The 26,379-nt window shown below is 70.5% G+C and carries 20 protein-coding genes and 1 pseudogene; 7 read left to right on the forward strand and 14 right to left on the reverse strand.

The window, feature by feature from the left end:
- Nucleotides 1-270: 270 nt before the first annotated feature.
- The 5 genes from OHU34_RS01845 to OHU34_RS01865 form a co-directional block, all read right to left on the reverse strand.
- Nucleotides 271-744 (reverse strand): hypothetical protein, encoded by a 474-nt coding sequence (locus tag OHU34_RS01845; protein WP_405764222.1) that lies wholly within the window; start codon nt 742-744, stop codon nt 271-273.
- A gap of 59 nt (nt 745-803) precedes the next feature.
- Entirely contained in the window at nt 804-986 is a 183-nt protein-coding gene (locus tag OHU34_RS01850) for a hypothetical protein (RefSeq protein ID WP_235034810.1), read from the reverse strand.
- A 17-nt stretch (nt 987-1,003) separates the two neighbouring features.
- Complete coding sequence (locus tag OHU34_RS01855) at nt 1,004-1,816, reverse strand: hypothetical protein (protein WP_405764224.1); 813 nt, start codon at nt 1,814-1,816, stop codon at nt 1,004-1,006.
- A gap of 172 nt (nt 1,817-1,988) precedes the next feature.
- Entirely contained in the window at nt 1,989-3,065 is a 1,077-nt protein-coding gene (locus tag OHU34_RS01860; RefSeq protein WP_405764226.1) for a hypothetical protein, read from the reverse strand.
- Nucleotides 3,066-3,189: 124 nt separating this feature from the next.
- The gene (locus tag OHU34_RS01865) at nt 3,190-4,686 is read right to left on the reverse strand and encodes an IMP dehydrogenase (RefSeq protein WP_142270508.1); all 1,497 of its coding nucleotides are present in this window, start codon (nt 4,684-4,686) and stop codon (nt 3,190-3,192) included.
- Nucleotides 4,687-5,342: 656 nt separating this feature from the next.
- On the opposite strand from OHU34_RS01865, the pseudogene OHU34_RS01870 reads away from it, so the two are divergent.
- Nucleotides 5,343-5,732, forward strand: a pseudogene (locus OHU34_RS01870) (phosphatase PAP2 family protein); the annotation flags it as partial.
- Nucleotides 5,733-5,771: 39 nt separating this feature from the next.
- Here the strand turns inward: OHU34_RS01870 and OHU34_RS01875 are convergent.
- The 3 genes from OHU34_RS01875 to OHU34_RS01885 form a co-directional block, all read right to left on the reverse strand.
- Nucleotides 5,772-6,449, reverse strand: a complete 678-nt coding sequence (locus OHU34_RS01875) for a response regulator (protein ID WP_405764227.1) — start codon at nt 6,447-6,449, stop codon at nt 5,772-5,774.
- A 7-nt stretch (nt 6,450-6,456) separates the two neighbouring features.
- Nucleotides 6,457-7,929 carry a sensor histidine kinase gene (locus tag OHU34_RS01880; protein WP_405772121.1) on the reverse strand — a complete coding sequence of 491 codons (1,473 nt, stop codon included), beginning with the start codon at nt 7,927-7,929 and terminating at the stop codon, nt 6,457-6,459.
- Nucleotides 7,930-8,092: 163 nt separating this feature from the next.
- Entirely contained in the window at nt 8,093-10,498 is a 2,406-nt protein-coding gene (locus OHU34_RS01885) for an Orn/Lys/Arg decarboxylase N-terminal domain-containing protein (RefSeq protein WP_405764229.1), read from the reverse strand.
- A 197-nt stretch (nt 10,499-10,695) separates the two neighbouring features.
- On the opposite strand from OHU34_RS01885, the gene OHU34_RS01890 reads away from it, so the two are divergent.
- Entirely contained in the window at nt 10,696-12,426 is a 1,731-nt protein-coding gene (locus tag OHU34_RS01890; RefSeq protein ID WP_405764230.1) for an acyltransferase, read from the forward strand.
- 145 nt (nt 12,427-12,571) lie between these two features.
- Here OHU34_RS01890 and OHU34_RS01895 read toward each other — a convergent pair whose 3' ends face one another.
- The 5 genes from OHU34_RS01895 to OHU34_RS01915 form a co-directional block, all read right to left on the reverse strand.
- Entirely contained in the window at nt 12,572-13,165 is a 594-nt protein-coding gene (locus OHU34_RS01895; protein ID WP_142270506.1) for a VOC family protein, read from the reverse strand.
- A 157-nt stretch (nt 13,166-13,322) separates the two neighbouring features.
- A complete protein-coding gene (locus tag OHU34_RS01900) occupies nt 13,323-15,530 on the reverse strand; it encodes a glycoside hydrolase family 3 N-terminal domain-containing protein (protein ID WP_405764233.1) in 2,208 nt (735 codons plus the stop codon).
- Nucleotides 15,531-15,648: 118 nt separating this feature from the next.
- Nucleotides 15,649-16,782 (reverse strand): GH12 family glycosyl hydrolase domain-containing protein, encoded by a 1,134-nt coding sequence (locus OHU34_RS01905; RefSeq protein ID WP_405764235.1) that lies wholly within the window; start codon nt 16,780-16,782, stop codon nt 15,649-15,651.
- A gap of 399 nt (nt 16,783-17,181) precedes the next feature.
- Nucleotides 17,182-18,204: a LacI family DNA-binding transcriptional regulator gene (locus tag OHU34_RS01910; protein WP_405764237.1), complete on the reverse strand. Its 1,023-nt coding sequence runs from the start codon at nt 18,202-18,204 to the stop codon at nt 17,182-17,184.
- 511 nt (nt 18,205-18,715) lie between these two features.
- Complete coding sequence (locus OHU34_RS01915; protein WP_230196791.1) at nt 18,716-20,461, reverse strand: glycoside hydrolase family 6 protein; 1,746 nt, start codon at nt 20,459-20,461, stop codon at nt 18,716-18,718.
- Between the two features lie 1,258 nt (nt 20,462-21,719).
- Here OHU34_RS01915 and OHU34_RS01920 point away from each other — a divergent pair.
- From OHU34_RS01920 to OHU34_RS01940, 5 genes are all read left to right on the forward strand, one after another.
- Nucleotides 21,720-22,166 (forward strand): SRPBCC domain-containing protein, encoded by a 447-nt coding sequence (locus OHU34_RS01920; protein ID WP_142270501.1) that lies wholly within the window; start codon nt 21,720-21,722, stop codon nt 22,164-22,166.
- The gene (locus tag OHU34_RS01925; protein WP_142270500.1) at nt 22,163-22,531 is read left to right on the forward strand and encodes a helix-turn-helix transcriptional regulator; all 369 of its coding nucleotides are present in this window, start codon (nt 22,163-22,165) and stop codon (nt 22,529-22,531) included. Before OHU34_RS01920 ends, OHU34_RS01925 begins: the two co-directional genes overlap by 4 nt.
- A 204-nt stretch (nt 22,532-22,735) precedes the next feature.
- The gene (locus OHU34_RS01930; protein WP_405764239.1) at nt 22,736-23,578 is read left to right on the forward strand and encodes a hypothetical protein; all 843 of its coding nucleotides are present in this window, start codon (nt 22,736-22,738) and stop codon (nt 23,576-23,578) included.
- Nucleotides 23,579-23,732: 154 nt separating this feature from the next.
- On the forward strand, nt 23,733-24,155 hold the full coding sequence (locus OHU34_RS01935) for an SsgA family sporulation/cell division regulator (protein ID WP_160160080.1): 423 nt from the start codon (nt 23,733-23,735) through the stop codon (nt 24,153-24,155).
- Between the two features lie 129 nt (nt 24,156-24,284).
- The gene (locus tag OHU34_RS01940) at nt 24,285-24,752 is read left to right on the forward strand and encodes an SRPBCC family protein (protein ID WP_405764241.1); all 468 of its coding nucleotides are present in this window, start codon (nt 24,285-24,287) and stop codon (nt 24,750-24,752) included.
- A gap of 163 nt (nt 24,753-24,915) precedes the next feature.
- Here the strand turns inward: OHU34_RS01940 and OHU34_RS01945 are convergent, their stop codons facing one another.
- Nucleotides 24,916-26,202 (reverse strand): phosphatase PAP2 family protein, encoded by a 1,287-nt coding sequence (locus OHU34_RS01945; RefSeq protein WP_405772123.1) that lies wholly within the window; start codon nt 26,200-26,202, stop codon nt 24,916-24,918.
- Nucleotides 26,203-26,379: the final 177 nt, after the last annotated feature.

Consider the following 26,379-nt stretch of genomic DNA (forward strand, 5'->3'; position numbering starts at 1 on the left):
GGTTCCGGACTCGGATCGGGCGTCGTACACCATCATCGACAGCAGTGGCCTGCCCGTCGAGTGGGCCGGCCAACGCGACGCCGACTTCCGGCGCCCGGGCCTGGAGGACCTCGCGGAGCTCTTCGCTGGTTGCGGCGCTCGCGTCCGGCGCGTCTGCCCGGCGTGTACCGGCTGCCGGGTACGCCGCCGGCAGTCGGGAACACCACGCTCGTACCCAACTCCAGCAGGTGGCCGACATGGCCCTGCAGAGCTGGCCACCCGCCTGACGTATCACTGCTCGTCGAGGGATGACTGCCGGGCAAGAAACTCCTCGAACGCCGCCTTCTGCTTCGGATCCATGAAGCCTTGGCGGACAGAGCGGGCCTGTTCCTGGAGCCAGTGCGCCTCGCCGGGGTCCAGTAGCTCGGCGACCACCACGCCTCCGCGAGCGACCGCCGTGCGTCCCCCTGCGCGACGACGAAAGAGCGTGAAGGCGCCGAATTCCCTTGGGTGGGCCAGTTCCGGCTTCTCCGCCTCAGCCCGGTTCTCGTCCTCGGCGGCACCCGGCGGGTAGGTGGTGGGGGCCCAGTGCTCCCAGAGGGCCAGCGTGGCCGCGGGCACCAGCACGGCGCACTCCGCCTCTTCGACTCCCTCCCACAGGAACGTGACGGTGACGGGCTCGCCGACCGCCTCGGCCAGCCCGAGCACCCTCTCCATCTCGTCGTTGACCGGGTAGCCCACCACTACGTCCAGCTGAATGCCCATGGCGCCTGAGGCTACTGGCCGCGTCTGACACGCCGACACGATGTGGACCGGAGCCGCAGTCAGCTCAAAGCGCGCGCGAAGACGTTGCGGTTGGCGGTCACCCAGTCCCACTCACGCCCGGAGCAGGCCCACCTGAAGGCCGACCTGGCTGTGGCGGGCTGCCGGACGGTGTCGCCGACACGGACGACGCCCTGAGTGATCCGCCCTCCGGACAGCGGCACTTCGGCCTTTGCGATGTCCATGGTTCGGCGGGGTGCGGTCACTCGCTCGCCCGGTAGTTCATGAACCAGTGGGTGTCGAAGTAGTGAGCCATCGTGAACGGGTGGTGCGGGTCGAGGAGGATGCGGCACACGAACTCCGCGGCCGAGCAGCCGAAGGGCACGACCTTGCCGTCGAAGGTCTGGACGGCGACGTGCCAGCGGTCGGGATCGCCGTCGTCCATCCGCCAGCAGTACAGGTCCTCGTGCTCGGTGCCCGCCCAGACGAGCAGGCCGTCCTCCTTGAGGTCGGTCCAGGGCTCCTGGTTCAGGGCGAGGTATGCGTCGAAGGCGCCCTCACCGAACGTCTGCACCATGCGTTTGTAGTCGCCGGGAAGACGCGTGCCCAGGCGCGCCTCGGTCTGCCCCCAGTCGACGTCCGGCCGTCGAGGGGGCAGCGTCCAGCCGGTGATGCCGATGAGCCGCTCGACCCAGTCCTCGTCCCCGCTTCCGGACATCCCCACGAGTGCCTCCGCCCGGGGCGCCTGCGTCCGCCGCGGCGCGGTCACCAGCACCGGCCGGACGACCCCTTCCGCGTCCCGCGCGGTCCCGGCGCCGATCCACTGATCCCCGTACGCCCATGCCCGTAGCGTCACGCCTCGGCCTTCGAGAAGGCCGAGGAGAACCGCGCCGCAGGAATCGTCCACGGTCGGGTCCGTGAAGCCCTCCAGGACGAGGGTGCGTGGGGCCCCGTGACGGTCGGCCAGCGACTCGACGAGGGTGTGCGGGTCGATGTCGGGAGGCAGGTACAGAGACCCGCTCGGGGCGGTGAGCCGATTCAGCAGGTCGTTGAGCATCAATTGGGTGAGCACCATGACGGACAGTGAAGCGCGCGGCACTGACAACGGGCGCACCGGGCCTGGCTCACCGCCGCCTCGGCCCGCTCCGACCTCTCGCCGGCCCCACCCGCCGCCGGCCCGCAGCGGTGACGGACCGGTCCCACCCGGTTCCACCCGAATTCCGCCTGGTCCCACCCGGTTCCACCGGTCAGGAAGGCCGGCGGATTTCGTTGCCGGGCGACGTGTGGGCGAACCAGGTGCGCGTCTCGTCCGCGGTCAGGACGCGGGTCAGTTCGGCCGAGCCGGGAAGATGCGGGAAGAACCGGTCGGCGTTCCAACTGCGCTGGTACATCGGTTCGTCGAGCACGAGCAGGCGGCGTCCCTCCACCACGGGGATGTCGTCGGGCAGCCCCTCGTTCCAGATCCGCTCTCCGTTCGGCGCGAGGAGTTCGAAGGCTCCGGTCGCGATGGTCGGGGTGCGTCCCTGGGCGGGCTCGGGGTCCGTGGCCAGGCGGACGCTCTCCGCCGAAGGGGCCGTGCCGGGTAGGTGGCCGCCGCCGACGAGGACGTGGGCAAGCAGCGTGTGCAACTGGAAGTTGTCCCCGATGCCGCCGATGCGTATCTCGAAACCGGTGCCCGTGGGCCTGTGCAGCACCACAAGGGGCTCTTCCAGAACCGCCAGCGCGTAGGCCAGGCACTTGAGGTCGTGCCGCTCCAGGGCCGCCAGGTCACGGCAGGCGGGGAGGATCGCCGAGGCGTGCCTGCGGCGCACCTCGGCGCTGCGGCACAGCACGGCCAGCGCGGGCGGCTGCCACTCCTCGATCGAGCACCAGGCCAGCGCCAGCCGCGTGGCCTCGTACGCGTCGCCGCCGAGGCGGGTCGTCAGTGCGTCGTCGATGATCTTCTCGTCCGGCTCCGGCAGTTCGTCCTCGGCCGCGCCGGTGGCGGTCCAGCGGCGGGCGAACTCCATGGCGTCGAGCAGGTCCTGCCGGACACCGCCGAGGATCGGCTCGGCGCAGGCCACCGGATCGGCCCCGCGCTCGACGCAGAAGCCGGCCGCCATCGCCAGCATCGGCCGCGGGCCGGTGGGCGGGAAGGCGGGGAGCAGCGCGGCCAACCGGGGCCCTGCCAGGCGGCATTCGGCGTCCGACGCCGACTGCACGCCGTGCATCATGGCGGTGAAGGCAGGCCCGGTGCGGTCGCCGTCGCGCGCGGCCACCGCTCCCTCCAGCTCGGTCACGATGGCGGCGAAGCTCGTAGCTTCCCGCTTCCTCTTGAAGATCACCAGCACACCTTAGGCCCGAGGTCGGCGCGGCGTCATCGGGCCAGGCCTCCACCGGTGGGAAGGAGCTGTTCCGGCCGTGCGCCGGCCCCTGCGGTCAGTGGTCCCCGACGGACCGGGCGGCTCGTCAGGAGACCGTCGTAGGGGTGTCCCGCAGGGTGACGCTGGCGTGGCTCTCCTGGAAGCTCTGGTCGGAGACGAGCGTGAGGCGGGCCGTGGACCGGAACTCCGGCAGGGTGGCGGAACCGCAGGAGACCATCGTGGTCCTGAGTTTGGCGACGGTCAGGGCGAGCCCTTCGTCGAGGTCGCCCGCGTAGGGGACGTAGCCGTCCACGCCTTCCTCGAAGACCAGCCCCTGGCCGCCCTGACCGTAGCGCTGCCAGTTACGGGCACGGTTCGAGCCCTCACCCCAGTACTCCTTCACGAAGCCGTCGCGGGTGGGCAGTTTCGCGCCGGCCGCTTGGTCGAAGCGCGCGAAGTAGCGCCCCATCATGACGAAGTCGGCCCCCATCGCCAGCGCCAGGGCCACGTGGTAGTCGTGGACGAGACCGCCGTCGGAGCAGATCGGTACATGCTCGCCGGTGCGCTCGCGGAAGGCGTCTCGGGCCCTCGCGACGTCCAGCACGGCGCTGGCCTGACCGCGGCCGATGCCCTTCTGGTCGCGAGTGATGCAGATGGAACCGCCGCCCACACCGACCTTGACGAAGTCCGCCCCCGCCTCGGCGAGGAAGGTGAAAGCCTCGCCGTCGACCACGTTGCCGCCGCCGACCGGGATCTCGGGATAGTGCTTCTTCACCCAGGTCAGGGCCTGTGCCTGCCAGTCGCTGTAGCCGTCTGACGAGTCGAAGCACAACGCGTCCGCGCCCGCCTCCACCAGGGCCGGGATGCGCTCCTGGTAGTCGTGCGTGTTGACGCCCGCGCCCACGCGCAGGCGCTTGGCGGCGTCCACGACCTGGTTCGGGAACCGCTTGTTGTCGGTGTAGTCGGACCGGAACACCAGGTACTGCAGGTTGCCCTCGCCGTCCAGCACGGGGAGGCAGTCCAGCCGTTCGTCCCACAGCCTGGCGTTGGCCTCGGTAAGCGTGGCGTCGGGCCCGGCGTGGGGCAGGTCGCCGATGGCGGTCATCCGCTCACTGACCGGCTCGGCCAGGTCGTGGCGTTGCGGATGGAAATCGCGGGAGGTCACCAGGCCGAGCAGGCGTCCGGTGGCGGTCCCGTCGTGGGTGACCGCGGCGGTGCTGTGACCTGTGCGGCGCATCACGTCGACCAGAAGACCCAGGCTGTCGTCGGGCCGCACATTCGTATCGCTGGTGACGAATCCGGCCTTGAAGTTCTTCACCTGACGGACCGCCGCGACCTGGTCCTGGATCGACTGGTTGTGGTGCAGGAAACTCAGACCGCCGTTGCGAGCGAGCGCGATCGCGAGTTCCGGTGTGCTGACGGCCTGCATGATCGCGGACGTGAACGGGGCGTGCAGCTCGATCGCCGACTGCTCGCCCACGACGTGCCGCACGAGGGCCGTGCGCAGCTCGACCGTCGCGGGCGAGCAGTCGGTTCGGGTCCGGTTGGGCAGGAGCAGAAACTCGTTGAACGTCCGTGAGACCTCGGCGATGATCTGTGCCACTCGTTCCTCCTGGCCCGTCGGCCGGGCCCGACTGCCCCGCCGTGAAGATCGTCCCCGTGTTCCAGGGCCCGGGCAGGCAGGGGTCGGCAAGGCAGCCGTGGAGGTGCCACGGACCGCGGCAGAGCCCTGACCGGCCCGTGGATCGAACGGGTGCGGTCGTGACCTGGCACCCTATCGATCGGCCGGCCGCAGCACGAATCGTGTCCGAGCCGTACAGGACACCGCTCCACTTCGCCCGGGTGAGTGCCGCCGAGACCTGGCCGTGGCCGCGGCGGTCACAGCGCGGACGACGGTCGGGCTCACTGGCGAGGGTTTCCATGGCCGTCAACCCTGACGATCGTCAGGGGCCGTCGTTGCCGTTCGGCTCGGGTTCCTGGCTGTCCCCGCTTCTACGTTCGGGCCCCATGGAACAGGAACCACGAGAGAAGATCAGAGCTGGTCGGCTGCTTGCTGTCACGGGCATCCTGGGTGTGGGGGCGGGAGCGGTCGTCCGGCTTTCCCCGGGTGGGCTGGGCGAAGCCGGTCCCGTCCAGGTCACCGGAGGAGCGTCGGCGTCCGCGTACCGGTCGGTGACCCGCACGGTGGCGGATGGGCCGTCGTGGCTGGGCTCGCTGCTGGAAGTGGCCACCGAGGGCACTCTGGTGGCTCTCGCCGTGATGCTGGCCTGGACGTGGTGGACAGCAGTCCGTCACACAGACCTGCGAGGGGTCGTCGAGCCCGTGTTGACCGGTCTCGGCATCGTCGCGGCCTACGCGGTGAGCGAAGCGGTGAAGCTGGTGGTGGACGAGGAGCGACCTTGCCGCGCACTGCGCACGGGAGCCGACCTCGTCGTGGAGTGCCCCGGCGCGGGAGACTGGTCCTTCCCCAGCAACCACGCCACCCTCGCCGCCGGAATGGCCGTCGGTCTGGCCGTGCTTCGGCCGCGCCTTGCCGCAGTCACGCTGCCGTTGGCCGGGGCCGCCGCGCTGCTGCGCGTGTCGACAGGGGTCCATTATCCGCACGATGTGCTCGCCGGCGCCATCCTCGGTGGCACGGTGGTGGTGGCCGTACTGCTCACGTTCTCGCCGCCGGCTCAGCGGGCGGTATCACGGCTGGGAGGGCGGCGGAACGATCCCGGCCTCGTGAGCGACGACCGCCGCAGCGGCCCGGTTGTCCACGCCGAGCCTCGCCAGGATGGAACTCACATGGGCCTTCACCGTCCCCTCCACCACATGCAACCGCCGGGCGATCTGCCCGTTGGACAACCCCCCGCCGAGGAAGGCCAGTACCTCCCGTTCCCGGGTGGTCAGGGAGTCGACTCGGGCGCGGGCCGCGGAGCGCCGACCGGCCAGAGCGCCCGCGCCGGTGGCGGCGAGGTGCGCGACGACCCGGGCCGCGACCTTCGGTGACAGGTAGGCGGCGCCGCCGGCCACCGCCCGGACCCCCGTGATCAGTTCCTCGGGTTCGCCCGACTTGATCAGGAAGCCGGCCGCGCCACCACCGAGTGCCCGCAGGATGTAGTCGTCCTCACCGAACGTCGTCAGCATGACGACGCCCGTGCCGGGCGCGGTGCTGCGGATCTCCGCTGCCGCGTCGATACCGTTCATCCCCGGCATACGGATGTCCAGCACCACCACCGCGGGGCGGTGACGCCGAACCGATTCCACGGCCTCGCGCCCGTCACAGGCCTCGGCGACGACCTCGATACCCGGATCCGAGGCGAGAACGGCGCGTACTCCCGCCCGGATCATCGGCTCGTCGTCGGCGATCAGCACCCGGATCATCGGGCCCTCACGGGGTGAGCGTGTCCCGGGACACCAGGATGCCGTCCCGGAAGCAGAGCCGGTACGCGTCGCCGGACCGGTCGTCGAACCGGTCGGCCGTTATCGCGTAGTACTCGCACGTCGTGCCGTCTCCTGTCGGCTCGGGCGTCAGCGGTCGGTGGTTCGTCTGCCGGTCCGGCAGGAAACGCTCCACCTCGGAACGATCTTGCCCCACTCGCAGGCGGGCGAAGTCATCAGGTTCCAGGACCGCTCGGGACGCCGACAGCATCTCCCACCCCAGGAGCGCCCCGCTCAGCGCCGCTCCGGTCACCAGGGGCACCATGACCGCAGCCACCAGGGCCCGGCCGACGCCGCGCCGGGCACGGCGATGTTCTGGCGGCAACGCGTCACCTGCCCGGGAGGCCGCGGGCGCGAGGAGCCGTGACGACGGTGCCGAAGGCGCGTGCGGGATGCGTGCGGTGACCGCGAAGCCCCCGTCGCGCGGACCATGATCGAACGAACCGCCGGCCAACCGCACGCGTTCTTCGAGACCGATGAGGCCATGCCCCCCACTCCGGGGCCGGGGCGGCAGGTTGACCGCGGACGGGGGCGGGCCGTTCTCCACGAGGACTTCCGACGCCGTTGCCGCATGCGTCACTTGGACGGTCGCCGTCGCGCCGGGCGCGTGCTTGACCACATTGGTCAGCGCTTCCTGCACGACCCGATGAACCGCCCGCTCGACCACCGGTGGCAGGTCGTCGGCCTTGCCGTCGGCCCGGAACTCCACGGCGAGCCCGGCCGCCGATGCCTGCGCGATCAGGCCCGCGAGTCCGGCGCCGTCAGGGTCCGTCGGCGCCTCACCGAACTCCTCGCGCAGAACACCGATCACCTCGCCGAGGCGCTCCACCGCGGCCGCCGCCTTGGCCCTGATGTCACCTGCGGCCCTTCGGTGATGCTCCGCGAGGTCCGGCGCGAGCTTCAGGGCGCCGGCCGACAGGGCGATCAGGCTGAGGTCGTGGCCCAGTACGTCATGCATGTCCTGCGCGATACGCGCCCGCTCGCGCAGCCTGGCCTGCTCGGCGACCAGCTCCTGCTCGCGTTGCAGTTGCCCGGCGCGCTCCCAACCGGCCTGGACGAGTTGCTGATAGTGGCACCAGAAGCGGCCCGCGAACCAGGGCAGCATCGTGGCGACCACTACGACCGCCACAAACCGGCCGGCCAACGGCAGCCAGGCGGGCACGACGGACAGGGCCACCACGCCGGCCGAGAGAAGCCCGAGCAGAGCGAGCGCGGTCGGCGCCGTCCGTCCAGGCCGTCGTCCGGCCGATAACGCGGCGACGACAGTCGGGACGACCCACCAGAGGGTCACCATGCTCAGCCCGGCGGCCGTCAGCGCGCCGGCCGTCAGAAGACCCCCTGGATCGAGAGCCCGCAGGCGATCAGCCGTCCCGGCCGCAGTCGTAGTCTGAGTCGTAGTCGCAGTTCCGCTGTTGATCACCATGCTGTCCACGGAAGCGACGGTACGGACATCGGGAGCCGTCCGACACTGCCGAAAGTCCCGTCTGCGCCGGTGGCCGACGCCCCAAAGACCGCTGGTGCAGACGGCCTTCGGCCATCCCGTCGGCTTGTCGTACGAGGGCCTCAGGAGTCGATCCCGGACCGGTCTACCCGCCCTCGACGTGCGATTCCTCCGGGTGGCTGCGTTGGGCCGGTGTCACGGTGCGGGATTCCCGGGCGTCGGAGCGCGGTTCCTCGTCGGCCAGCGGTCGCAGGCATTCGATGAGGTAGTCGCCTGTGTCGGGGTCGAGGGTCACGCCGTGGGTCTCGCTGCGGAATCCGGGAAAACGGCGGTCGAAGGATTCGAGGGCGGAGAGGTAACGCAGCAGCGGGCCGTCGGGTGCGCCAACGTTCTCGCCGGGCATCAGGACGGGAATGCCGGGCGGCGTGACGGTGATCATGGCGGCGGCCACCTGGCCCGGCGCCTCCGTCAACCGTACGCGGTGGGTACCGCCACGGATCAGGCGCTGATAACACAGCTGTGGTGGAGTGACCGGTTCCGGCAACTGCTGGAAGGCGGCGTCCAGCAGTTCGACGAGACGGACAGAGCGCAGGTGGTCGTGCATGTCCTGGCACAGTTCGCGCAGAGTTCGGCCGGCGTATCGCCCGGGATGCTCGGCGACCAGTGCGGGCAGGGCCCGGTCGAGGGAGGCGTCCTGGTCGTAGAGGGCCTTGAAGTCCATCAGGGCGTCGAGGAGGGTGCCCCACTTGCCCTTGGTGATGCCCATGGAGAACAGGACGAGCGTCGTATAGCTGTCCGTCTTCTCCACGACGATGTGACGGGTGGCCAGATACGCGGTGAGCACGCGTGCCGGGATGCCCCACTCGCCGGTCGTACCGGTCGCGTCGATGCCCGGGCAGGTCAGGGTGACTTTGATCGGGTCGAGCATGCAGTAGCCGTCGGCCAGCCCCGGGAAACCGTGCCAGGCGGCTCCGGGTTCGAGGTGCCAGCAGGCCGGCTCCGTGCGCAGGAGGTCGGCCGGAGCCTCCTCGAACGGCACCCGGGTGCCGGTGCCCGGTTCGGTGACCGTCTCGGGTTGCCATACGCCGAAGAACCATGGGGGTCGGTCGCCGGCCTCCTCGATACGGCGCCCGATGCGGACCATCTCCTGGCGGAACCGGACCGCCTCGGTCACGGCCTCGTCGATCAGCCAACGGCCCTGCGGCCCGTCCATCATCGCCGTCGCCACGTCGAGCGAGGCGATCATCGGATAGAGCGGGGAGGTGGTGCCGTGCATCATCAGCGCCTCGTTGAACCGGTCGTGCCCGACGGGCGCCCTGGGGGCGGGCTTGACGTGGATCATGGCGCTCTGCGAGAGCGCGGCCAGCAGTTTGTGGGTGGACTGGGTGGCGAAAACCGTCGGCCGGTCCGGACCGGGGAAGGTGACCTCGTCCACCGACATCCCGTACCGGCCCGCGTAGAGCGGGTGGAAGCGGGCGTACGCGAACCATGCCTCGTCGAAGTGCAGCCGGGGCGTGCTCGTGGCGAGCGCCTGTGCCGCCGCCGGGGCGTCGTAGCACAGGCCGTCGTACGTGGAGTTGGTGAAGACGGCGTACTGGGGGTGGGGCGAGACCGCGTCCCGGGTCAGCGGGTTCGCGGCGATCCGGGCCGCGACGGAGTCCGCCGCGAGTTCCGCCGGCGGCAACGGCCCCGCCAGGCCATAACCGTTGCGGGTGGGGATCAGGTAGACGGGACGGGCGCCTGAGACGACCAGCCCGTGCAGCACCGACTTGTGGCAGTTGCGGTCCACCAGCGCGATCTCGTCGCGGGTGACGCTGAAGTGGCCGACCACGCGGTTGCAGGTGGAATCGCCGTGCAGCACGAAGTACGTGAGGCCGGCGCCGAAGACCCGGGCGGCGTTGCGCTCCGCCTCGCCGATCGGGCCGGTGTGCTCGAACAGCGAGCCGAGCTCCCCCACGGAGATCGACAGGTCACTGCGCAACAGGCGTTCGCCGAAGTAGTCGTGGAAGGCCCGGCCCGCGGGCGACTTCAGCAACGCGACACCGCCGGAGTGGGCCGGGGTGTGCCAGGAGTACTCGTGCGCGTCGTCGAAGCGGCGCAGCGCCCGGAAGAACGGCGGCAGAACGGCCTCCTGGTAGGTGCGCGCGGCGGTGGTGATCCGGCCCGCGATGAACCCGGGCGTGTCCTCCAGCGGCCACACGTAGCCGACGACCGACTCCGACACCCACAGCGGCAGGTCCCGTACGCCGTCGTCGGTCATGACCAGGAAGACCGGAAGATCCTGGAAACGGCGCCCGATGGAGCGCAGCACGGCGGCGCCGCCCGGCTCGCCGTCCGCGCTCCCTCCGCCCGGTAGGTCCCAGGCGACGAGTGCCGCGGTCAGCCCCGCCTCCGTCCGCAGCACCGCCTCGGCGTCCGCGACACCTGCCGCCCACCGGAGGTCGAATCCCCGCGACGCGATGGCCTCACCGATGCGCACCAACTGCTCGGCGCCGGCGCCCTCGTCCCGTGGACGTTCCCGTACCGCGACCAAGATCCTGCTGTCCGCCATGAGACCCCTTCCGGCGGCCAGTGCCGCGTTCCGGGTCAGTTTCCGAGCGGGCCGGCCGAGCCCGCAGCCGCACAGCCGTAAACCGCCCGCAGGACGGAACCGGTGGGCTCGAGCTTTACCCTCCGGCCGTGGATCGCTCCGGTGCGTGCGGCTGAGGAGGATTGCCCGGCCAGTAAGCGCTATCTAAGCTGACGGGCGTGGATCAAGAAGGCGGCGTCGAGAACTCCTATTTCGACTACTGTCCCTGGGACTTCGTACCCAGGGCCTCCTCCGCGCAGCGAGCGGCTCAGGCCGCGCACCAGGAGACGTTGGCCGAAGCCGGGGCGAGTCTCGGGCCCCGATGTTTCGTCTCCCCGGCCGCCGCCGTGTTCGCCGATGTCCTGTGTCTGGGCGCCGATTCCTACATCGCGGGATACGCCTGTGTCACGGGTGAGGTGCGGGCCGGGCGGGACTGCTCCGTCAACCCGTATGCGACGGTGCGGGGGCGCGTGACGCTCGGGGACGGGGTGCGTATCGGCGCGCACGCTTCCCTGCTCGGCTTCAACCACGGTTTCGCGCCGGACCGGCCCGTGCACCGGCAGCCGCTGACGAGCGAGGGTGTCGTCATCGGGGATGACGTGTGGATCGGCTCGCATGTCGTCGTCCTGGACGGGGTGACGATCGGCGACCACTGTGTGGTGGGGGCGGGGGCCGTCGTCACCAAGGATCTGGCGCCGTGGACGATCGCCGCCGGCAACCCGGCCCGCCCGCTGCGTGACCGCCGCGGGCCCGGCGGACCGGGGGCAGTCCCGCCGGAAGCCGGCCTGGGCGCTGCCGTGGCCGAGTTCGCCGAGCGGGTCCGGGCGCAGACCGCGGATGTCCTGGCCCGTTGCTGGAACGACGACACCGGCCGCTACAGCGACCGACCGGGCGTTTCGCCGACGGTGCGGGCGCACTGTGACGCTGTGGAGATCGCCGATCTGCTGCTGGGCGCGCCCCCCGGGCAGATGGCCGCGGCCGAGCACGCCGAGCGGCTGCGTGTACTGCAGGATCCGGTGAGCGGGTTGGTGCCCGAACTCGCTCCCGGAGGCGGGCCCGGAGCGCTTCCCGCGCCGGCCCGCGACGGGTGGATCGAGGACGGCGCGGCCGAGTACCACGTGCTGTCGGTGGGCTGTGCGCTGGAGTTGCTGGGCTCCCGGTTCGCTCACCCGGTGCATGTCGTGGCCCGCATGACGGCCCGTCAGCTGGTGGCCCGGCTGGAGGCGTTGCCATGGCGGACTCAGGCGTGGTCGGCGGGCGCGTGGGTGGACTGCTGGGCGACCGGCGCATATCGCAATCGCGAGTCGCGGGGTGCGGCGTGCGGCGAACCGGGCGCGCTGGAGGCGCTGTTCGGCTGGCTGGCGACTCGGGTCGATCCGTGGACGGGAATGTGGGGTGCGGCACCGTCGCCGGCCGACGGCCGACTCCAACTGGTCAACGGCTACTACCGGCTGGCCCGTGGCTCGTTCGCCCAGTTCGGGCTTCCTGTGCCGTACGCGGAGCGGGTGGTGGACACCGTGCTGGCTCATGCGCGCGATCCTCGCTGGTTCGCGGCGGGCCGTCAGAACGCGTGCAATGTCCTGGACGTGGCACATCCGTTGTGGCTTGCGGGACGCCAGAGCCGTCATCGAGAGGATGAGGTGCGGGCATGGGCCGAGGAGCAGTTGGTGCAGGCGCTGGGGCACTGGCGTGACGGGGCGGGTTTCGGCTTCGGTCCGGCGGGAGAGGGCGGCTCGGGTCCCGGCCGGGAGCCGGGGCTGCAAGGCACCGAAATGTGGTTGGCCATCATCTGGCTGCTGGCCGATCTGGTGGGGGTGGCGGATCGGCTGGGATACCGGCCGCGGGGTGTGCACCGCCCCGAGCCGGCCCGCTCCCCCATGTTCATGAGGTCCCACCACGGTCTGTCGTGAGGGTCGGTTTCCCGCGTGCGCGCTGTAAGGGCGGCCACGGTGTTCGCCTGAACGTCACGCCGGGCGATACCGGCCTCGGCACGTACCGCGCGACGCGCTCTGAAAGGGTCGGTTCCCACAGGCGCCGGCCAGTGGCAGCCAGGAGTCAGCGCGTGACGTGGAACTCGTTTCCGCCGGCGTCGGGGAACTCGCCGGGTTCCCCGTCGCGTCGGGTGACCTCCAGGCGCAACCTGTTCCGCCCCGTCTTCGGCGCCGCGGGAGGCCCCATGACCAGCGAGACCGTGCTGGTGGGCTCCCGGCGCAGCCGGACGCCCCAGTGGTGGGACTCGACCGCGCGCCAGTCCGCCCGGGACTCCCAGAAGGCCCTCTGGGCGTAGCGGTCCTCCTCGGCGACATCGAGGCAGATCGCGACGAGGCCGGAGTCGGCGAGCACTCCGGGGTGACCGGGACGCAGCACGCAGAACTCGTTGCCCTCCGGATCGGCCAGGACGTCCCACGGGACATCACCCTGTCCGATGTCGACCCGCGTCGCACCGAGGGCGATCAGGCGTGCCACCTCGACCTCCCGGTCCGGGCCCCCGGCCAGGTCGAGGTGGAGTCGGTTCTTCTGCGCCGCTTTCGGCTTCGCGGTCGGCACGAACCGCAGCTGTATGCCGCCGGTCCGGCCCTGCGTCGCGTCCCGCCAGAAGTCGTCCATACGCCCGACATCCAGCGCGTCGATCACGATCCCGGTCAGCATCCCGCTCCCCCAAGCCGTCGAAAACCCGTCGCGGCTCATTGTCGCCGTCGCTCTCGGCGTCGACGCCGGGGCCCCGGGTCGGAACCGCCGACCGGTCCCACCGGGTCACCGGGTGACCAGGGAGCTGTCGGTCGCTCGTCGGCCGCCCTGCGTGCGGTCAGCCGGCCGTGCACTGCGGGGCCGGTGTGCCCGCAGTGCCGTTCGCGGTGAAGCCGAACGAGGTGGTGGCGCCGGGGAGCAGGGAGCCGTTGAAGACCGCGTTGCGCACGGTGGCCCGGTCCTGAGCGGTGGTCAGCAAACCGTTCCACAGGCTGGTGACCGTCGAGCCCGCCGGGTCCCAGGCCACCGACCAGCCCGTCAGCGCGGCAGAGCCGGTGTTCTTGACCGTGACCTCCGCCTGGTAGCCGCCCTGCCAGGAGGAAACGGTGCGGAACTGCGCGGTGCACGCGCCCTGCGTCGGGGTCGGTGTGGGCTCCGGGTCGGGGTCCGGATCCGTGGCGTCGTACGTCAGCCCGTACCCGTACGGGAAGAGCGCGGCCTTGCCGTCGCCCTCGTTGATCGGCTGCTGCGAGGCGCTCTTCATCCAGGTCACCGGCAGCTTGCCGGTGGGCGCGTAATCCCCGAACAGGACGTCGGAGACTCCGGCGCCCTCGGTGCCGGGCAGCCAGGAGGCGAGAAGCGCCTTCCAGACGGGCAACTGGGCGGAGATGTCGAGCGGCCGACCGGAGACCAGCACCACCACGACCGGCACCCCGCTCGCCTTCAGCCGGGCGAGGGTCTGCAGATCCTCCTGGTCCAGCCCCATGCCGTTCGGCCGGTCGCCCTTGCCTTCGGCGTACGGTGTCTCGCCGACGACGGCGACAGCGGCGCCGTAGCTCGCGTCGATGCCGTTGCCATAGCGGTCGTAGGTGACCCGGGACGCGTCGGTGACGGCGGCGCGGATGCCCCGCAGGACGGTGGTGCCTTCGGTGACGGGGCCGCTGCCGCCCTGCCAGCCCACGGTCCAGCCCCCGCTCTGGTTGCCGATGTCGTCCGCGGATTTACCGGCGACGAAGAGCTTCGCGGACTTGGCCAGCGGCAGGATCCCGCCGTCGTTCTTCACCAGCACCTGGGACTCGCGTACCGCCTGCCGGGCCAGGTCGCGGTGCGCGGCCGAGCCGACCGTGGCGGTGTACGACCGGTCGGTGAACGGCCTTTCGAAGAGGCCGAGTTGGAACTTCTTCGTCAGGACGCGGCGGTTGGCGTCGTCGATCCGGGACTGCGCGACGCGGCCCCCGGTGACCTCACCGCGCAGCAGGGTGAGGAACTTCTTGTAGTCGTGCGGGACCATCACCATGTCGACGCCCGCGTTGACGGCCGTGCTGATCTCGGCGCCGGTGAAGCCGCTCTGCCCGTCCAGCTGGTCGACGGCTGCCCAGTCGGAGACGACGAACCCGGTGAATCCCAGCTCCCCCTTGAGGACATCGGCCACCAGATACCTGTTCGCGTGGGACCTGACGCCGTTCCAGCTGCTGTACGACAGCATCACCGACCCCACGCCGCGGCGCACGGCCTCCTTGAACGGCGGCAGGTGGATCGCCCGCAGCTCGGCCTCGGACACCTCGGTGTTGCCCTGGTCCACGCCGCCGGTGGTGCCGCCGTCGCCGAGGTAGTGCTTGGCGGTGGCGAGCACCGAGGCGGGGCCGGCCCCCAGGGTGCCGCCCTGGAGTCCGGTGACGAAGGTCGTCATGGCGGAGGGCAGTTCCGCTGTCTCGCCGTACGACTCGTACGTACGGCCCCAGCGGTCGTTGCGGGCCACGCACAGGCAGGGGGCGAAGTCCCAGTCGATGCCGGTGCCGGACACCTCCTCGGCGACCGCGCGTCCGACGCGCTGGACGAGGGCGGGGTCACGGGTGGCGCCCAGTCCGATGTTGTGCGGGAAGAGGGTGGCACCGCGCACCGCGTTGTGGCCGTGCACGGCGTCGATCCCGTAGATCATCGGAATGCCGAGCGGGGTGGTCAGAGCGGTGCGCTGGATGCTGTCGTAGGTGTCGGCCCAGGTCTGCGCGTTGTTGGGACTGACCGTGGAGTCGCCTCCGGACAGCACGGACCCGATGCGGTAGGTGGCGAGGTCGGACTGCGGGACGAGGGCGTCCTTCTCGATCTGCGTCATCTGGCCGAGCTTGTCGTCCAGCGTCATACGTGACATCAGGTCGTCGACGCGGTCGGCGACCGGTAAGGAGGCGTCCTGGTAGGGAAGGCCGGCGGCGGACGCTCGGGGTGCGGGTTCCGGGACGGCGGCGGCCGGTCCGATGAGGGTCAGGGCGGCGACGCACAGGGCCAGAGCGGCCGTCGCCGGACCGCGACAGTCGGTCAGAAGGCGCATGGGTGGGGCCTTTCCGGTGGGGGCCGGGAGGGTGGGGGCGGCGCGGTGCGTGGGCCGGGGCCCGCCCGCCCCACGGCGAGGGCCGGTGGGCGGGCGGGTCCCGGAATGAACGGAGGTGTCAGGCGGTGGTGCAGGAGGTGCCGTTGAGGCTGAAGCCCGAGGGCTTGGTGAAGGAGCCGCCGTAGCTGCCCTGGAAGCCGAAGGACACCTGACCGCCGGGCGCGATCTGCGCGTTGTAGGCCAGGCTGCTTGCCGTGACCGCTCCGGACGACGGGGAGACGCCGGCGCTCCAGCTGCTGGTGATCTGCTGTCCGGCGGGCAGGGTGAAACCGAGCTTCCAGCCGTTGACCGGCGAGGTGGCGGTGTTGGTGACGGTGACGTCGGCGGTGAAACCGCCCTGCCAGACGTTCGTCGCGTAGGCCACCTTGCAGGCGGTGGAGCCGCCGGGGGTACCGGGGTCACCGGAGCCGCCGCCGGTGTTGACCGTGGAGGAGAACGAGGTCACGGCGAGGCCGGCGCCGTTCTGCCAGGGCTCGAAGCCGGCCTGGACGCTGGTCAGGTACCAGTTGTTCTGGGCCAGTCCGCGGGAGACGGCCTGCCGGGCGAAGTCCATGACGTCGAAGTTCCAGCTGCTGATCGCCGAGGGTGCGACGAAGGACAGCACGTCGTTGGAGCCGTTGTTGCCGGACCACACCTGCCACTGGCGCCCGGCCACGGTGGCCGTGCCGACCGCGGAGCCCACGGGCTGGACGGATCCGACCCTGTCGAACCAGATCATGATCTCGGTCCGGTTGACGCCGTCGGTGCGGGGCGTGGGGTCGAGCCAGATGTCGTAGGCGGCGTCGTACGCCGCGTTGCCGACGTAGCTGTAGGAGATGCTGGTGGGCGCGCTGGAGATGGTGCCGAGCTGGGCGGGAAGGTTGGTTCCTGGCGAGCAGTTGGTGTAGTGGCAGCCGTTGTAGACGGACGGGTAGGACTTCGGGGCGCCGTTCGTGGGGACCGAGCCGTCGGCCTGGGTGATCCGGAATCCCGAGTCGCTCACGCTGATGCACTGTGTCTCGCTGGTGCCCCAGCGGTTGTTCTGGACGACGTAGCGGCCCTGGATCGTGGTCGACCCGAACTGCTCACAGATGGTGGTGTCGGCCTGCGCCGCCGAAGCGGTGGTCAGCAGCGCGGCCAGCGAGACGAGCGAGGTGAGCAGGGCGCCGAACAGGCCACGCGCCCTGCGGGCATGGTGCGTTGACGGTCGCATGCGGATCCTCTCCGAAGGGAGTGGGGGAAGTAGGTGCGGGGAGCGCTCCCACGACTACGACAATGGGAGCGCTCCCATTCCCTCGGTTCGGCAGGGACTCTAGGGAGGCTCCATGTTCCTGACAAGACTGTGGGCAGGAACCCGTCGAATGTCTTCGAGGAGGCCTGGCCGGAGTTTTCGAGGATGCCAGGTCGGAGGGGGCGTGCGGTCTGCCGTCACGCGCCTGTTGGGAGCGCTCCCGAGGTTCCCGCGGTCGGGGGCGTCCCACTGGACGGGTGTTTCCGGATCGACCGGCCGTGGTCAGGACGACCGTCCGGCCGTGGGCAGGACGACCGGCTCGCGATGGTCAGGTCAGGACGACCGGCCGGGGACGGTCAGGACACGACCGAGTGGCGGCGGTCAGGACGACTCGCGGACCACCAGTTCCGTGCGGAGGATGACGTGGCGCCAGGCGACGGCGGGCTCGTCCATCTCCTCCAGGAGCAACCGGATCATGGCCCGACCGATCTCCTCCAGCGGCTGACGGACCGTGGTCAACCGCGGCTCGGTCTGCTCGGCCAGCGGAAAGTCGTCGAAACCGATCACGGCGACGTCCTCCGGCACACGCCGTCCCGCCGCGCGCAGCGCCTCCAGAGCACCCACCGCCGTGGTGTCGGACGCGGCGAGGACCCCGTCGATCTCCGGATGCCGTTCGAGGAGTTCGGCCATGGCACGGCGCCCACTCTCCTGCGTGAAGTCGCTCTCGGCGACCCAGGACCGCCCGCCCCCCTGGCCCGCCGCGGCCATGGCCTCCCGATAGCCGCGCAATCGGCACTGGGCGACGTACATGTCGAGCGGCCCGGTAATGGTGGCGATCTCCCTACGGCCCCGTTTCAGCAGGTGGGCGACAGCGCTGCGGGCACCGCCGACGTTGTCCGCGTCGACGTAGCTGACGTGCTCGTCGCCCGAACGGCGTCCCAGCATCACCGTCGGCAACCGCGCCTCGGCGAGCATGTCCGGCAGCGGGTCCCCGGCATGCACGGACACCAGCAGCGCCCCGTCGACCCGGCCGCCCCGCGCGTACTCCAGGAAACGCTGCCGCTCCGCATCAGAACGGACCAGGGTCAGCAGCAACTGCATCCCGGTGTCCGCCAGCGCATCCCCCAGCGAGCGGACGATCTCGGAGAAGAACGGCTCCGCGAACTGCCTCCAGTCCGGCTCCGTCAGGACCAGCGCCACGGCATCGGCCCGTCGCCCTGCCAGAGACCGCGCGGCGAGATTGGGCACGTACCCGAGTTCCTCGACAGCACGCTGCACAGCCCGGCGCGTCGACGCCTTCACTCCGGCCGCGTTGTTGATGACGCGAGACACCGTGCCCCGCCCCACCCCCGCGCGGACGGCCACCTCCTCCAGCGTCGGCCCCCCAGGACGTCGCCTGCCCATGACCACCTCCCCCACGAGATCACCAAATCCTACGGCCCGACCCAATCCGGGACACAGACTTCCCGGCGGCACGGCCGAACCACGGGCAACCGGACGCCGCGAGGCGTGGCGGACCACGGAAGGAGCGGGGATCCGTGTACGCCCCGCTCGGTGTCCGGGAGGCGCCGGCGGCGGCGCGGGGCGGGTCAGCGGCCGGACGGCCGCCAACGGCGTGGTCGAGGGGGGCGCGGCTGGTGCCGTTCCGCGCGAGTGGGTTGGGCAGCACCTACGAGGGGGCGAGAGAGAGCCCCTGGCACGTCGGCCTCGGGTCGGCCTCGGCCTCGATACCGGTAGTACGCCGGCATCGCGCTCCGGCCAGGGGGCAGAGCCGACCGGTGGGCTTGGCGCTCGACTTCGTCGTTCAAGGCCTGGCCACACTGCTCGGGGATCAAGCGCGTGGAACGGGCGACCCGCCGGGGCCGGTCCTGCCGATCCTTCGGCAGGACCGGCCCCGGCGGGTCCACTCATCCGACTACGACAGGGGCGGGAAGGCGTTCTGCATCAGCTGCTGGAACTGGGCGGAGAACCAGTGCCCGGCCAGCGGCGAGTTCGACAGAGCGCCGGTGGGGTTGTTGCCGTTACGGGCGTTGCCGCCGTAGGTGGGGTCGCACATCCGGTCGAAGCCCTTGCCCTCGTCGTTGGAGACGGCCGAGCTGGACCCGTCCGACTCCCCCGGGGGCTTCACCCACACATAGGCGTCGATTCCGGCCGCCGGGGCCGCGGTGGGCCGTTCGCCGATTCCGGCGCCGCTCTGGTTGCACCAGTTGCCGGCGTGGATGCGCCGGTCTGTGCGGCTGCTGTCGACATAGCCGTCCACGGAGGTCTGCGTACCCGGACCGGCGGGCCGGGCCGCGCCGCCCCAGCCGTTGCGGGAGGTGTCGATCAGCATGCCGATGCCGGACTTGAAGCCGGCCGCGACCAGCTTGTCACGCAGCGCCTGGGCGTAGGACTGCTCGTCCGCGTACTGGTTCCAGTCCAGCCACTTGGACTGGCGCACCGTCTGCCCGTTGACGCTGTCGGTGACCTTGAGGTACGGCTCCTTCACGGGGCTGTAGTTGGCGGTGTTGACGATGAAGCCGGCCACGTCGTCCACGCTCGCGCCGTTGGTGGTGGCGACCTTGGCGAACTCCTGCGCGGCCGGACCGAGGTTGCTGTCCCAGCCGAGCCAGCCGTGGTGGGCGGCGTCGATGTAGTTGTAGACGTTCGGGACGGCGCCGAGCTTGTCCAGGGCGTAGCTGACGCCCTTCTCGTAGTTGCCGTTGCCCTTCATGGTCACGCAGGCATCGGTGCTGGTGTTGGTGCCGCCGGCGTTGGTGACCAGGTTGGGCAGTGAGTCGGGCTCGATGACGGTGGCGATCCGGAGACCCGCGTACTTCGCCTCGGAGAGGATCGAGGCGATCGGGTCGATGTACTGGGACTTGTACTTGTCGAGGTCGTTCGGGCCGAGTTCGCCGTTGGAGGCGAGGGCGGCACAGTCGCGGCCGGGCAGGTCGTAGATGACCAGCTGGACGACGAGCTCGCCGGCGCCCTTCTGCTTCAGTGCCTCGTCCAGATGGGCGCGCAGTCCCATGCCGCCGCTCACGCCGTTGATGGCGGCGATCCGGTCGAGCCAGACGGCGGTGGGCTGGTTGGCGATGCGGCTGCCCCCCGGTTCGGCGGCGGCCTTCGCCGACCACTCCGGGTTGACGTACGCCTTGGCGCCGACGTACGGGTTCTCGACCCGGCTGCCGTTGCCGCCGCCGTTGTCACCGCCGCCGCCGCCATCGCCATCGCCATCGCCATCGCCGCCACCGCTGCCGCCGTCGACGTTGCAGGTGACGCCGTCGAGCGTGAACGTGCCGGGTATGGCATTGGTACCGCTGTAGGAGGCGTTGAAGCCGAAGCTCACGGAACCGCCGTTGGCCAGCGCGCCGTTGTAGCTCTCGTTGGCGGCGGTGACGGCTGTGCCGCTCTGGCTGATCTTCGCGCTCCAGCCGTTGGTCACCTGCTGGTTGCCGGCATACGCCCACTTCACCGACCAACTCGACTTCGCGGCGGCGTTGTTGGTGATGGTCACGGCGGCGGTGAAGCCGGTGTCCCAGTGGCTCTGCACCTTGTAGTCGACGGTGCAGGGGGTGGCCGTCACCGCAGCACCGGCCGATTGGATGCTGAGGGCGGTTCCGGACGCCCCGGCGACCAGCGCCAGGGCAGCGAGCAGCGATGTTCGAGTGCGACTCATCTGTGGTGGTTTCCTTTGTTTTCCGTGGGGATTACGGGTTGACGGCGCGCGTGTGGTCGCGCGGTCCGTTGCCGTACGTGGGGGGTGTCCCGTCGTACGCGGAGGTCGGCGCGCCGTTCGGAGGAGTGGTCGGGGGCGGACCGGTCAGGGGAGCCGGCGCCGCGTCGATGTCCCAGGCCGTCCCGTCGCACGTGGCGTCCCGCCGTAGTCGGCGACGGTCGATGCGGGGTGAGTGGCCGGCCCGGGCGGTAGGCGATCAGGTACGGATGCTCGAGCCGGAACCGCGCCCGCCGCCCCACCCTCGTCGGCGGCGGTCACGGTGGCGCCGGACTCTGAGCACCGGGCGTCCCAGCCCCGGGTGACCTCCTGGTCGCCCGGCAGGCCGAAGTACAGCTCCCAAATGCCCGGTGGCGCCTGGCTGTTGCGATCCTCAACCACGGAGCTCCGGCGACCGGTGTCCGACCGGCCGGGGTCCGAACACTCCACCGTGCAGGCCGCAGGCGCTCCCTCGGCCGCCACTGCGGGCACGGCCACCAAGCCGAAAAGGCCCGACGTGGCCGGCGACGGTACGTCTGCTGAACATGGGGGGTGTCGCATGAGCGACTCCTCGCAGCTTGGCGCGCCGTGACAGGCGCGTCGACTGAATGGAACCGCTCCCACTGGTGGGAAGGAACATAGCGGCAACTCGCCTCAATGCCCAGTCCCACGTCAGGAGTTGAACTCCACGACACCCGCAAACCACTTCGGGCGTTCAAACACCTTGACCGCCCACAGGATCGCCCCCATTAATGGGAGCGCTCCCACTGGTTCAGAACTGACTTCTCCCCGCGCCGTACGCCGCAAGGAGGAACCAGCACATGGATCCACCCCCCGGGTGTCGCGCCGACCCGACTACCAGAACGCGTCAAGCCCCGGCTCCGACAAGGGACTTCACGTCGCCGTCACCGACTACAGCAACGACCGCAAGAACGACCCGGCCTGATCGCCCCGGCCGTGGGCTCGCACGCGGAGCTCCTCGAACAGTCCCCGCCCGTGCTCCGCGCGCGCGGTCCTGACACCTGACGTCGGGACCAACCTGCCGGGCGGCCCCACCAACACACGGGGCCGCCCGGTCCTCCCCCACGTTTCCCGACACCGACGAGGTGGCGAGACGGGGAGCGGTGGGGCGGCACATCAAGGCGCAACCCTTCAGTTGCACCTTGGGAGTCGATGTGCAACCCTGGAGTTGCATTAGACGGTGACGACGAAGGAGTCCCTCATGAGCGAGGACCGGATCGAACGCGAAACCCTGATCGCAGCACCCCTGGAGCGGGTCTGGTCGCTGGTGGCCCAGCCCGGTTTCTGGGTGGCCGACAAGGCGAGCCTGCCCGGCACCGTGGCCAGGGAGGGCGAGTCGATGGTGGCGAAGAACCCCGAGCACGGCGACTTCCCGGTGCGTGTGGAGAAGGTCGAGCCGCCTACCTACCTGTCGTATCGCTGGACCAGCGCCTTCCCCGGGGAGGAACTGCGCGAGGACAACAGCACCCTCGTGGAGTTCACGTTGAGCCAGGAGGGCGACCAGACCCGACTCCGCGTCGTCGAGAGCGGGTTCGCGGCACTGGCGGGTTCCGAGGAGCTGCGCAGTCAGAACCTCAAGGACCACAGCGCGGGCTGGCCTCTGGAGCTCGACGCGCTCAAGGCACGTGCCGAACAGTCGGCCACGTGACGGAGGAACGTTCCGGAGCCGCCGAGGCCGTCGACAGCGTCCTCGGCGCGTTGGCCGACCCGACGCGACGCCAACTGCTCGACCTTCTCGCCGCACAGGGCGAGGCCACTGCCACGACCCTCGCCGAACGACTGCCCGTCTCGCGGCAGGCAGTGGTCAAACACCTCGCCGTCCTGGACGCCGCCGGGCTGGTTTCCGGCGGCCGGGTCGGACGCGAGGTGCGCTACGCGGTGCGTCCCGCGGCACTGGACACGACGGCCCGGTGGATGGCCTCCCTCGCGGCCGACTGGGACCGGCGGTTGGCGAACATCAAACGCGTCGCCGAGGCGGCGGAACGCGATCCGGGTTCGGCACACCCCGACTGAACGGCTCGATGCTGCGACCGTCCCCACGGCGCGCCTGGGTTCAGGGCGGGACGGGTCCCTGCGGGTCACGCGATCCTTCCGGTCTTCCTGGGCCCGTTCTCGGGATTTGCCTCGGCGAACGGAATCCGGTCAGGGGTGCCGCGAGCCCGGGCGTCACGGCGTTGCGCCCGCGTCGAGAACCCGCCCCCGGTCTAGGCTCGGCCCGTGGGGCAGCCTGAGCAGCGCGCCGAGGGCGCGGGACCGTTCACCACCCGGCTCACCTGGCGCCTTCCCGGCGGCGGCACCGCGGTGTGGGATTCACGGCTCGCGCGGCGGCGCGGACTGCTCGCCCTCCGTCCTCCGGGCGCGGCGACCGCTCGGCACGCCCATGCGGACGCGGTGGGTATCGCCAGGCTGCGCAGACTCAACGCCGTCTCGGCGGTCGCGTTCGTCATCGGCGGGGCACTTTTCGCGACCGGCGCCGGCTTTGCGCAGTTCGGCTCCGGCAATGCCACGCAGTGCGCCTCGATCTACTTCGCGGGCGGCCTCTTCTTCAACACCGGAGGCTACGTCTCACTGCTCCAGGTGATCAACGCACCTCGCCATGTCGTCGGCGGCGAAGGTCCGCTGGTCACCCACCCCTGGCGGTGGTGGAGCTACGAGCCGATGCGAGTGGACTGGCTGAGCGCCTTCGTCCTCTTCGCGGGCACACTCGTCTTCGCCGTCGACCTGCTGGACTCCTTCCTCCAGGGCCTGAACGTCCACCAGGTCAACCGGCTGATCTGGGCGCCCGACGTGATCGGCTGCCTGCTCTTCCTGGTCTCCGGGCATCTGGGCTTCGTCGAGATCTGCCACGGACGGCCTTGCGTGCGCCCGCGGAGTCTCGGCTGGTGGATCGTCGCCGTGAACCAACTCGGCTCCGTCCTGTTCATGGTCTCGGCGCTCGCCGCCTACACCCGCCCCGCCACGGGCAGCCTGGTCAACGCCGACATCGCCAACGGCGGCACCCTCGCCGGTGCCCTGTGCTTCTCCGTCGCCGGACTCCTGCAACTTCGCGAACACCCGTAGTGCTCCACCCAGCGCATCTGCTCTGCCCGGTCGCGCCGAAGGGAGAGTGAGAGGCTCGCCCGGCGGTGGTCCGGGCGAGTCGGCAGAGGTGGCCTCACCCATTCCGGGAGGCGTCATGCACCGTCCGACCGACCCGACGAACGTTTGCCGCTCCGTGCGCGAGCCCGAAGTGCTGCGACGCACTCTGTCCATCCGGGTGCTCCTCAGCGCCGACGAGGCCGTTCAGCTGAGAGTCTGCTTCGTCCACGACCCCGCCGATCCGCTCGCCGTGCGCATGGAATTCCCCGGCTCACCCGACGAGATCGTGCCCTGGACATTCTCGCGAGATCTGCTGTACGCCGGTCTGCGCGTGCCGTCCGGTGAGGGCGACGTCCGGGTCTGGCCGCCCTGCCCCTGCCATGGCCTGGGCAGCGTCCGGATCCTGTTGCGGAGCAGCTTCGCCGCGGCGGTGCTCTTCGTGCCGGCCGACGAGCTTCGTGACTGGCTGGAGGATACCTTCGCGTCGGTGCCTGCGGGGCAGGAATCCGCCCGCATGAGCTGGGAGGGGCCCCTGGAGCGTCTGCTGCGTCCCGGGTGATCGCGGTGCGGTCGACAAGCCGACACGGCGACCCGGGCATATCGTGCATCCGTGGGCCGTCCGACCACGGAAACAGACAATGACGGGACCCGTCAGCGCCACCGGTTCAGCGAGCGAAGAGAGGCAATCGTGGTCGAAGTCGAGCGTGTCCTGACCGTCCGCCATGCGTTGGGCGAGGTCGTGCGGTACCTCGCGGACTTCTCGCACGCCGAGATGTGGGATCCGGGCACGGTCACCTGTGAACGGCTGGGCGACGGCACGGTGTCCGTGGGGGCGGAGTGGCGGAACGTGTCGGAGTTCCGCGGGCGTCGCACGGAGCTGCGGTACCGGCTCGTCCGGTGGGAGCCGGACCGCCTCACCTTCGTGGGGCGGAACAAGACGGCCACCTCCACCGACGACATGCGCTTCGAGGAACACGCGGGAGTCACCCGGCTGACCTATCGGGCACATGTCGACTTCCACGGCCTGGCTCGACTGGCCGGTCCCCTCCTGCAGCGCGAGTTCGAACGGCTCGGCGACCAGGTGGCCGAGCGTCTGCCGCAGGCGGTCGACCACGCACTGGGCACTCCGCCCTCGCAAGGCGACCGGCAACTCTGAGCCACGTCCGCCACCCGGCCGGCGAGCGGCTGGAAGGGCGGCGACCTGCTCGCGAGTCCGCCGGGGCGGGCCGCCCGTCCTGAGCTGGGCCGCCGCCTCCGCCGGACCTCGGCATCGCGGCCCACCCGAGCTGCGCTCGGGCCGCAGCCAGGCGGAACACGATTCAGATGAGTTCGGGCTGCGGTTCCGGTTGCCGGGCCGGTGCGGTCTTCGGTTCCCACAGCGCGGTGGTCCGTACGTAGCCGTAGATCACCGAGGTCATCGCCAGCAGGAGAAGCGGTCCGGACACCCACGGATGCTCCGCCATCCGCAGCGGCAGGTAGCGGTATGACACCAGGAGCGCAACGAAGACCGTGGCACCGTAGGCCACCAGCTGGATTCCCGATCTGTCCCAGCCGCGGTCGAGCGAGCGCAGACCTGCCTCGATCGTGACCGCGAACACCACGCCGGCGATGAGATCCACTCCGTAGTGGTAGCCGAATCCCAGCGTTGCGGCGAGTGTGGCCACCAGCCAGAACGTGCCCGCGAATCGCAGGAATCGCGGGCCCTTCCGGGAATGGATGAAGATCGTGGTGGCCCACGCCGTGTGCAGGCTGGGCATGCAGTTGCGTGGGGTGATCTCGTCGAACGGCATGTGGCGCGGGTCGGCGATCGGCGACGGAGTCACCGGCCACAGGTCGGCCACCGCCCACTGCTCGCTGGGCGGCGTGTGCGCCCACAGGCTGACCGATGCCCAGTGCTCGGCGCCGGTGCCGTAGGCGAAGACCGGTCCGACGACCGGGAAGATCATGTAGATGGCCGGCCCGAGGAGGCCGATCACCAAAAAGGTGCGCACCAGATGGTGCCCCGGGAAGCGACGCTCGACCGCGACGTTGCGCAGTTGGTACAGCGCGACGACGACCGCGGCCACCGCGAGCTGGCCGTAGACGATGTCGAGGAAGTTGAAGCCGATCGAGCCGGTGGCGGTGATGATCCGGCCTGCCAGCCACGACGGTTCGCCCAGCGCGTGGTCGGCGGTCGCCACGTACTGGTCGAGCACCATGGGGCGGGTCTTCGAGGTGATGATCAGCCAGATGTCGCCGGTCTTTCGGCCGGCCACCAGCAGCAGGCCCAGCCCGACGCCCTTCAGCAGCAGGGCGCGTTCCTGGCCGGTGCGGCGCGTGACCGCGATGACCGCACAGCCCAGCATCACCCACAACGCGCCGTTGCCGAAGGGGTGGCCTTCGGGCACCTTGGCGTCGACCGCCCGCCGGACCAGGAAGAAGACGACGTCGATGCCGATCGCGGCACCGGTCGCGATGAACCGTTGCCGCCAGGTGAGAACCACCATCATCAACGCCAGGCTGGCGTACAGCAGGAAACCCGATTTGGGAGGAAATATCAGCTCCCCCACCTGATTGCTGATCGGCCCCGGCAGGCCGCAGCGACGCGCCGCGACTTCCAGCGCCATGAGGAATACGAGGGCGACCACACCCACCGCGGTCCACAGGATCGCCCGGGGATGACGCCCCACGGAACGGGCAGTTCTACCTTTTATTCGCGAAAATGCCCGCAATGCTATGTATATCAATTACTTAACCAATTTGCTCGATTTTGACTGACCACGTTTACTCAGCACGCCGAATGG

The sequence above is a fragment of the Streptomyces sp. NBC_00080 genome, from assembly GCF_045041255.1.
Taxonomy (GTDB): Bacteria; Actinomycetota; Actinomycetes; order Streptomycetales; family Streptomycetaceae; genus Streptomyces; species Streptomyces coriariae.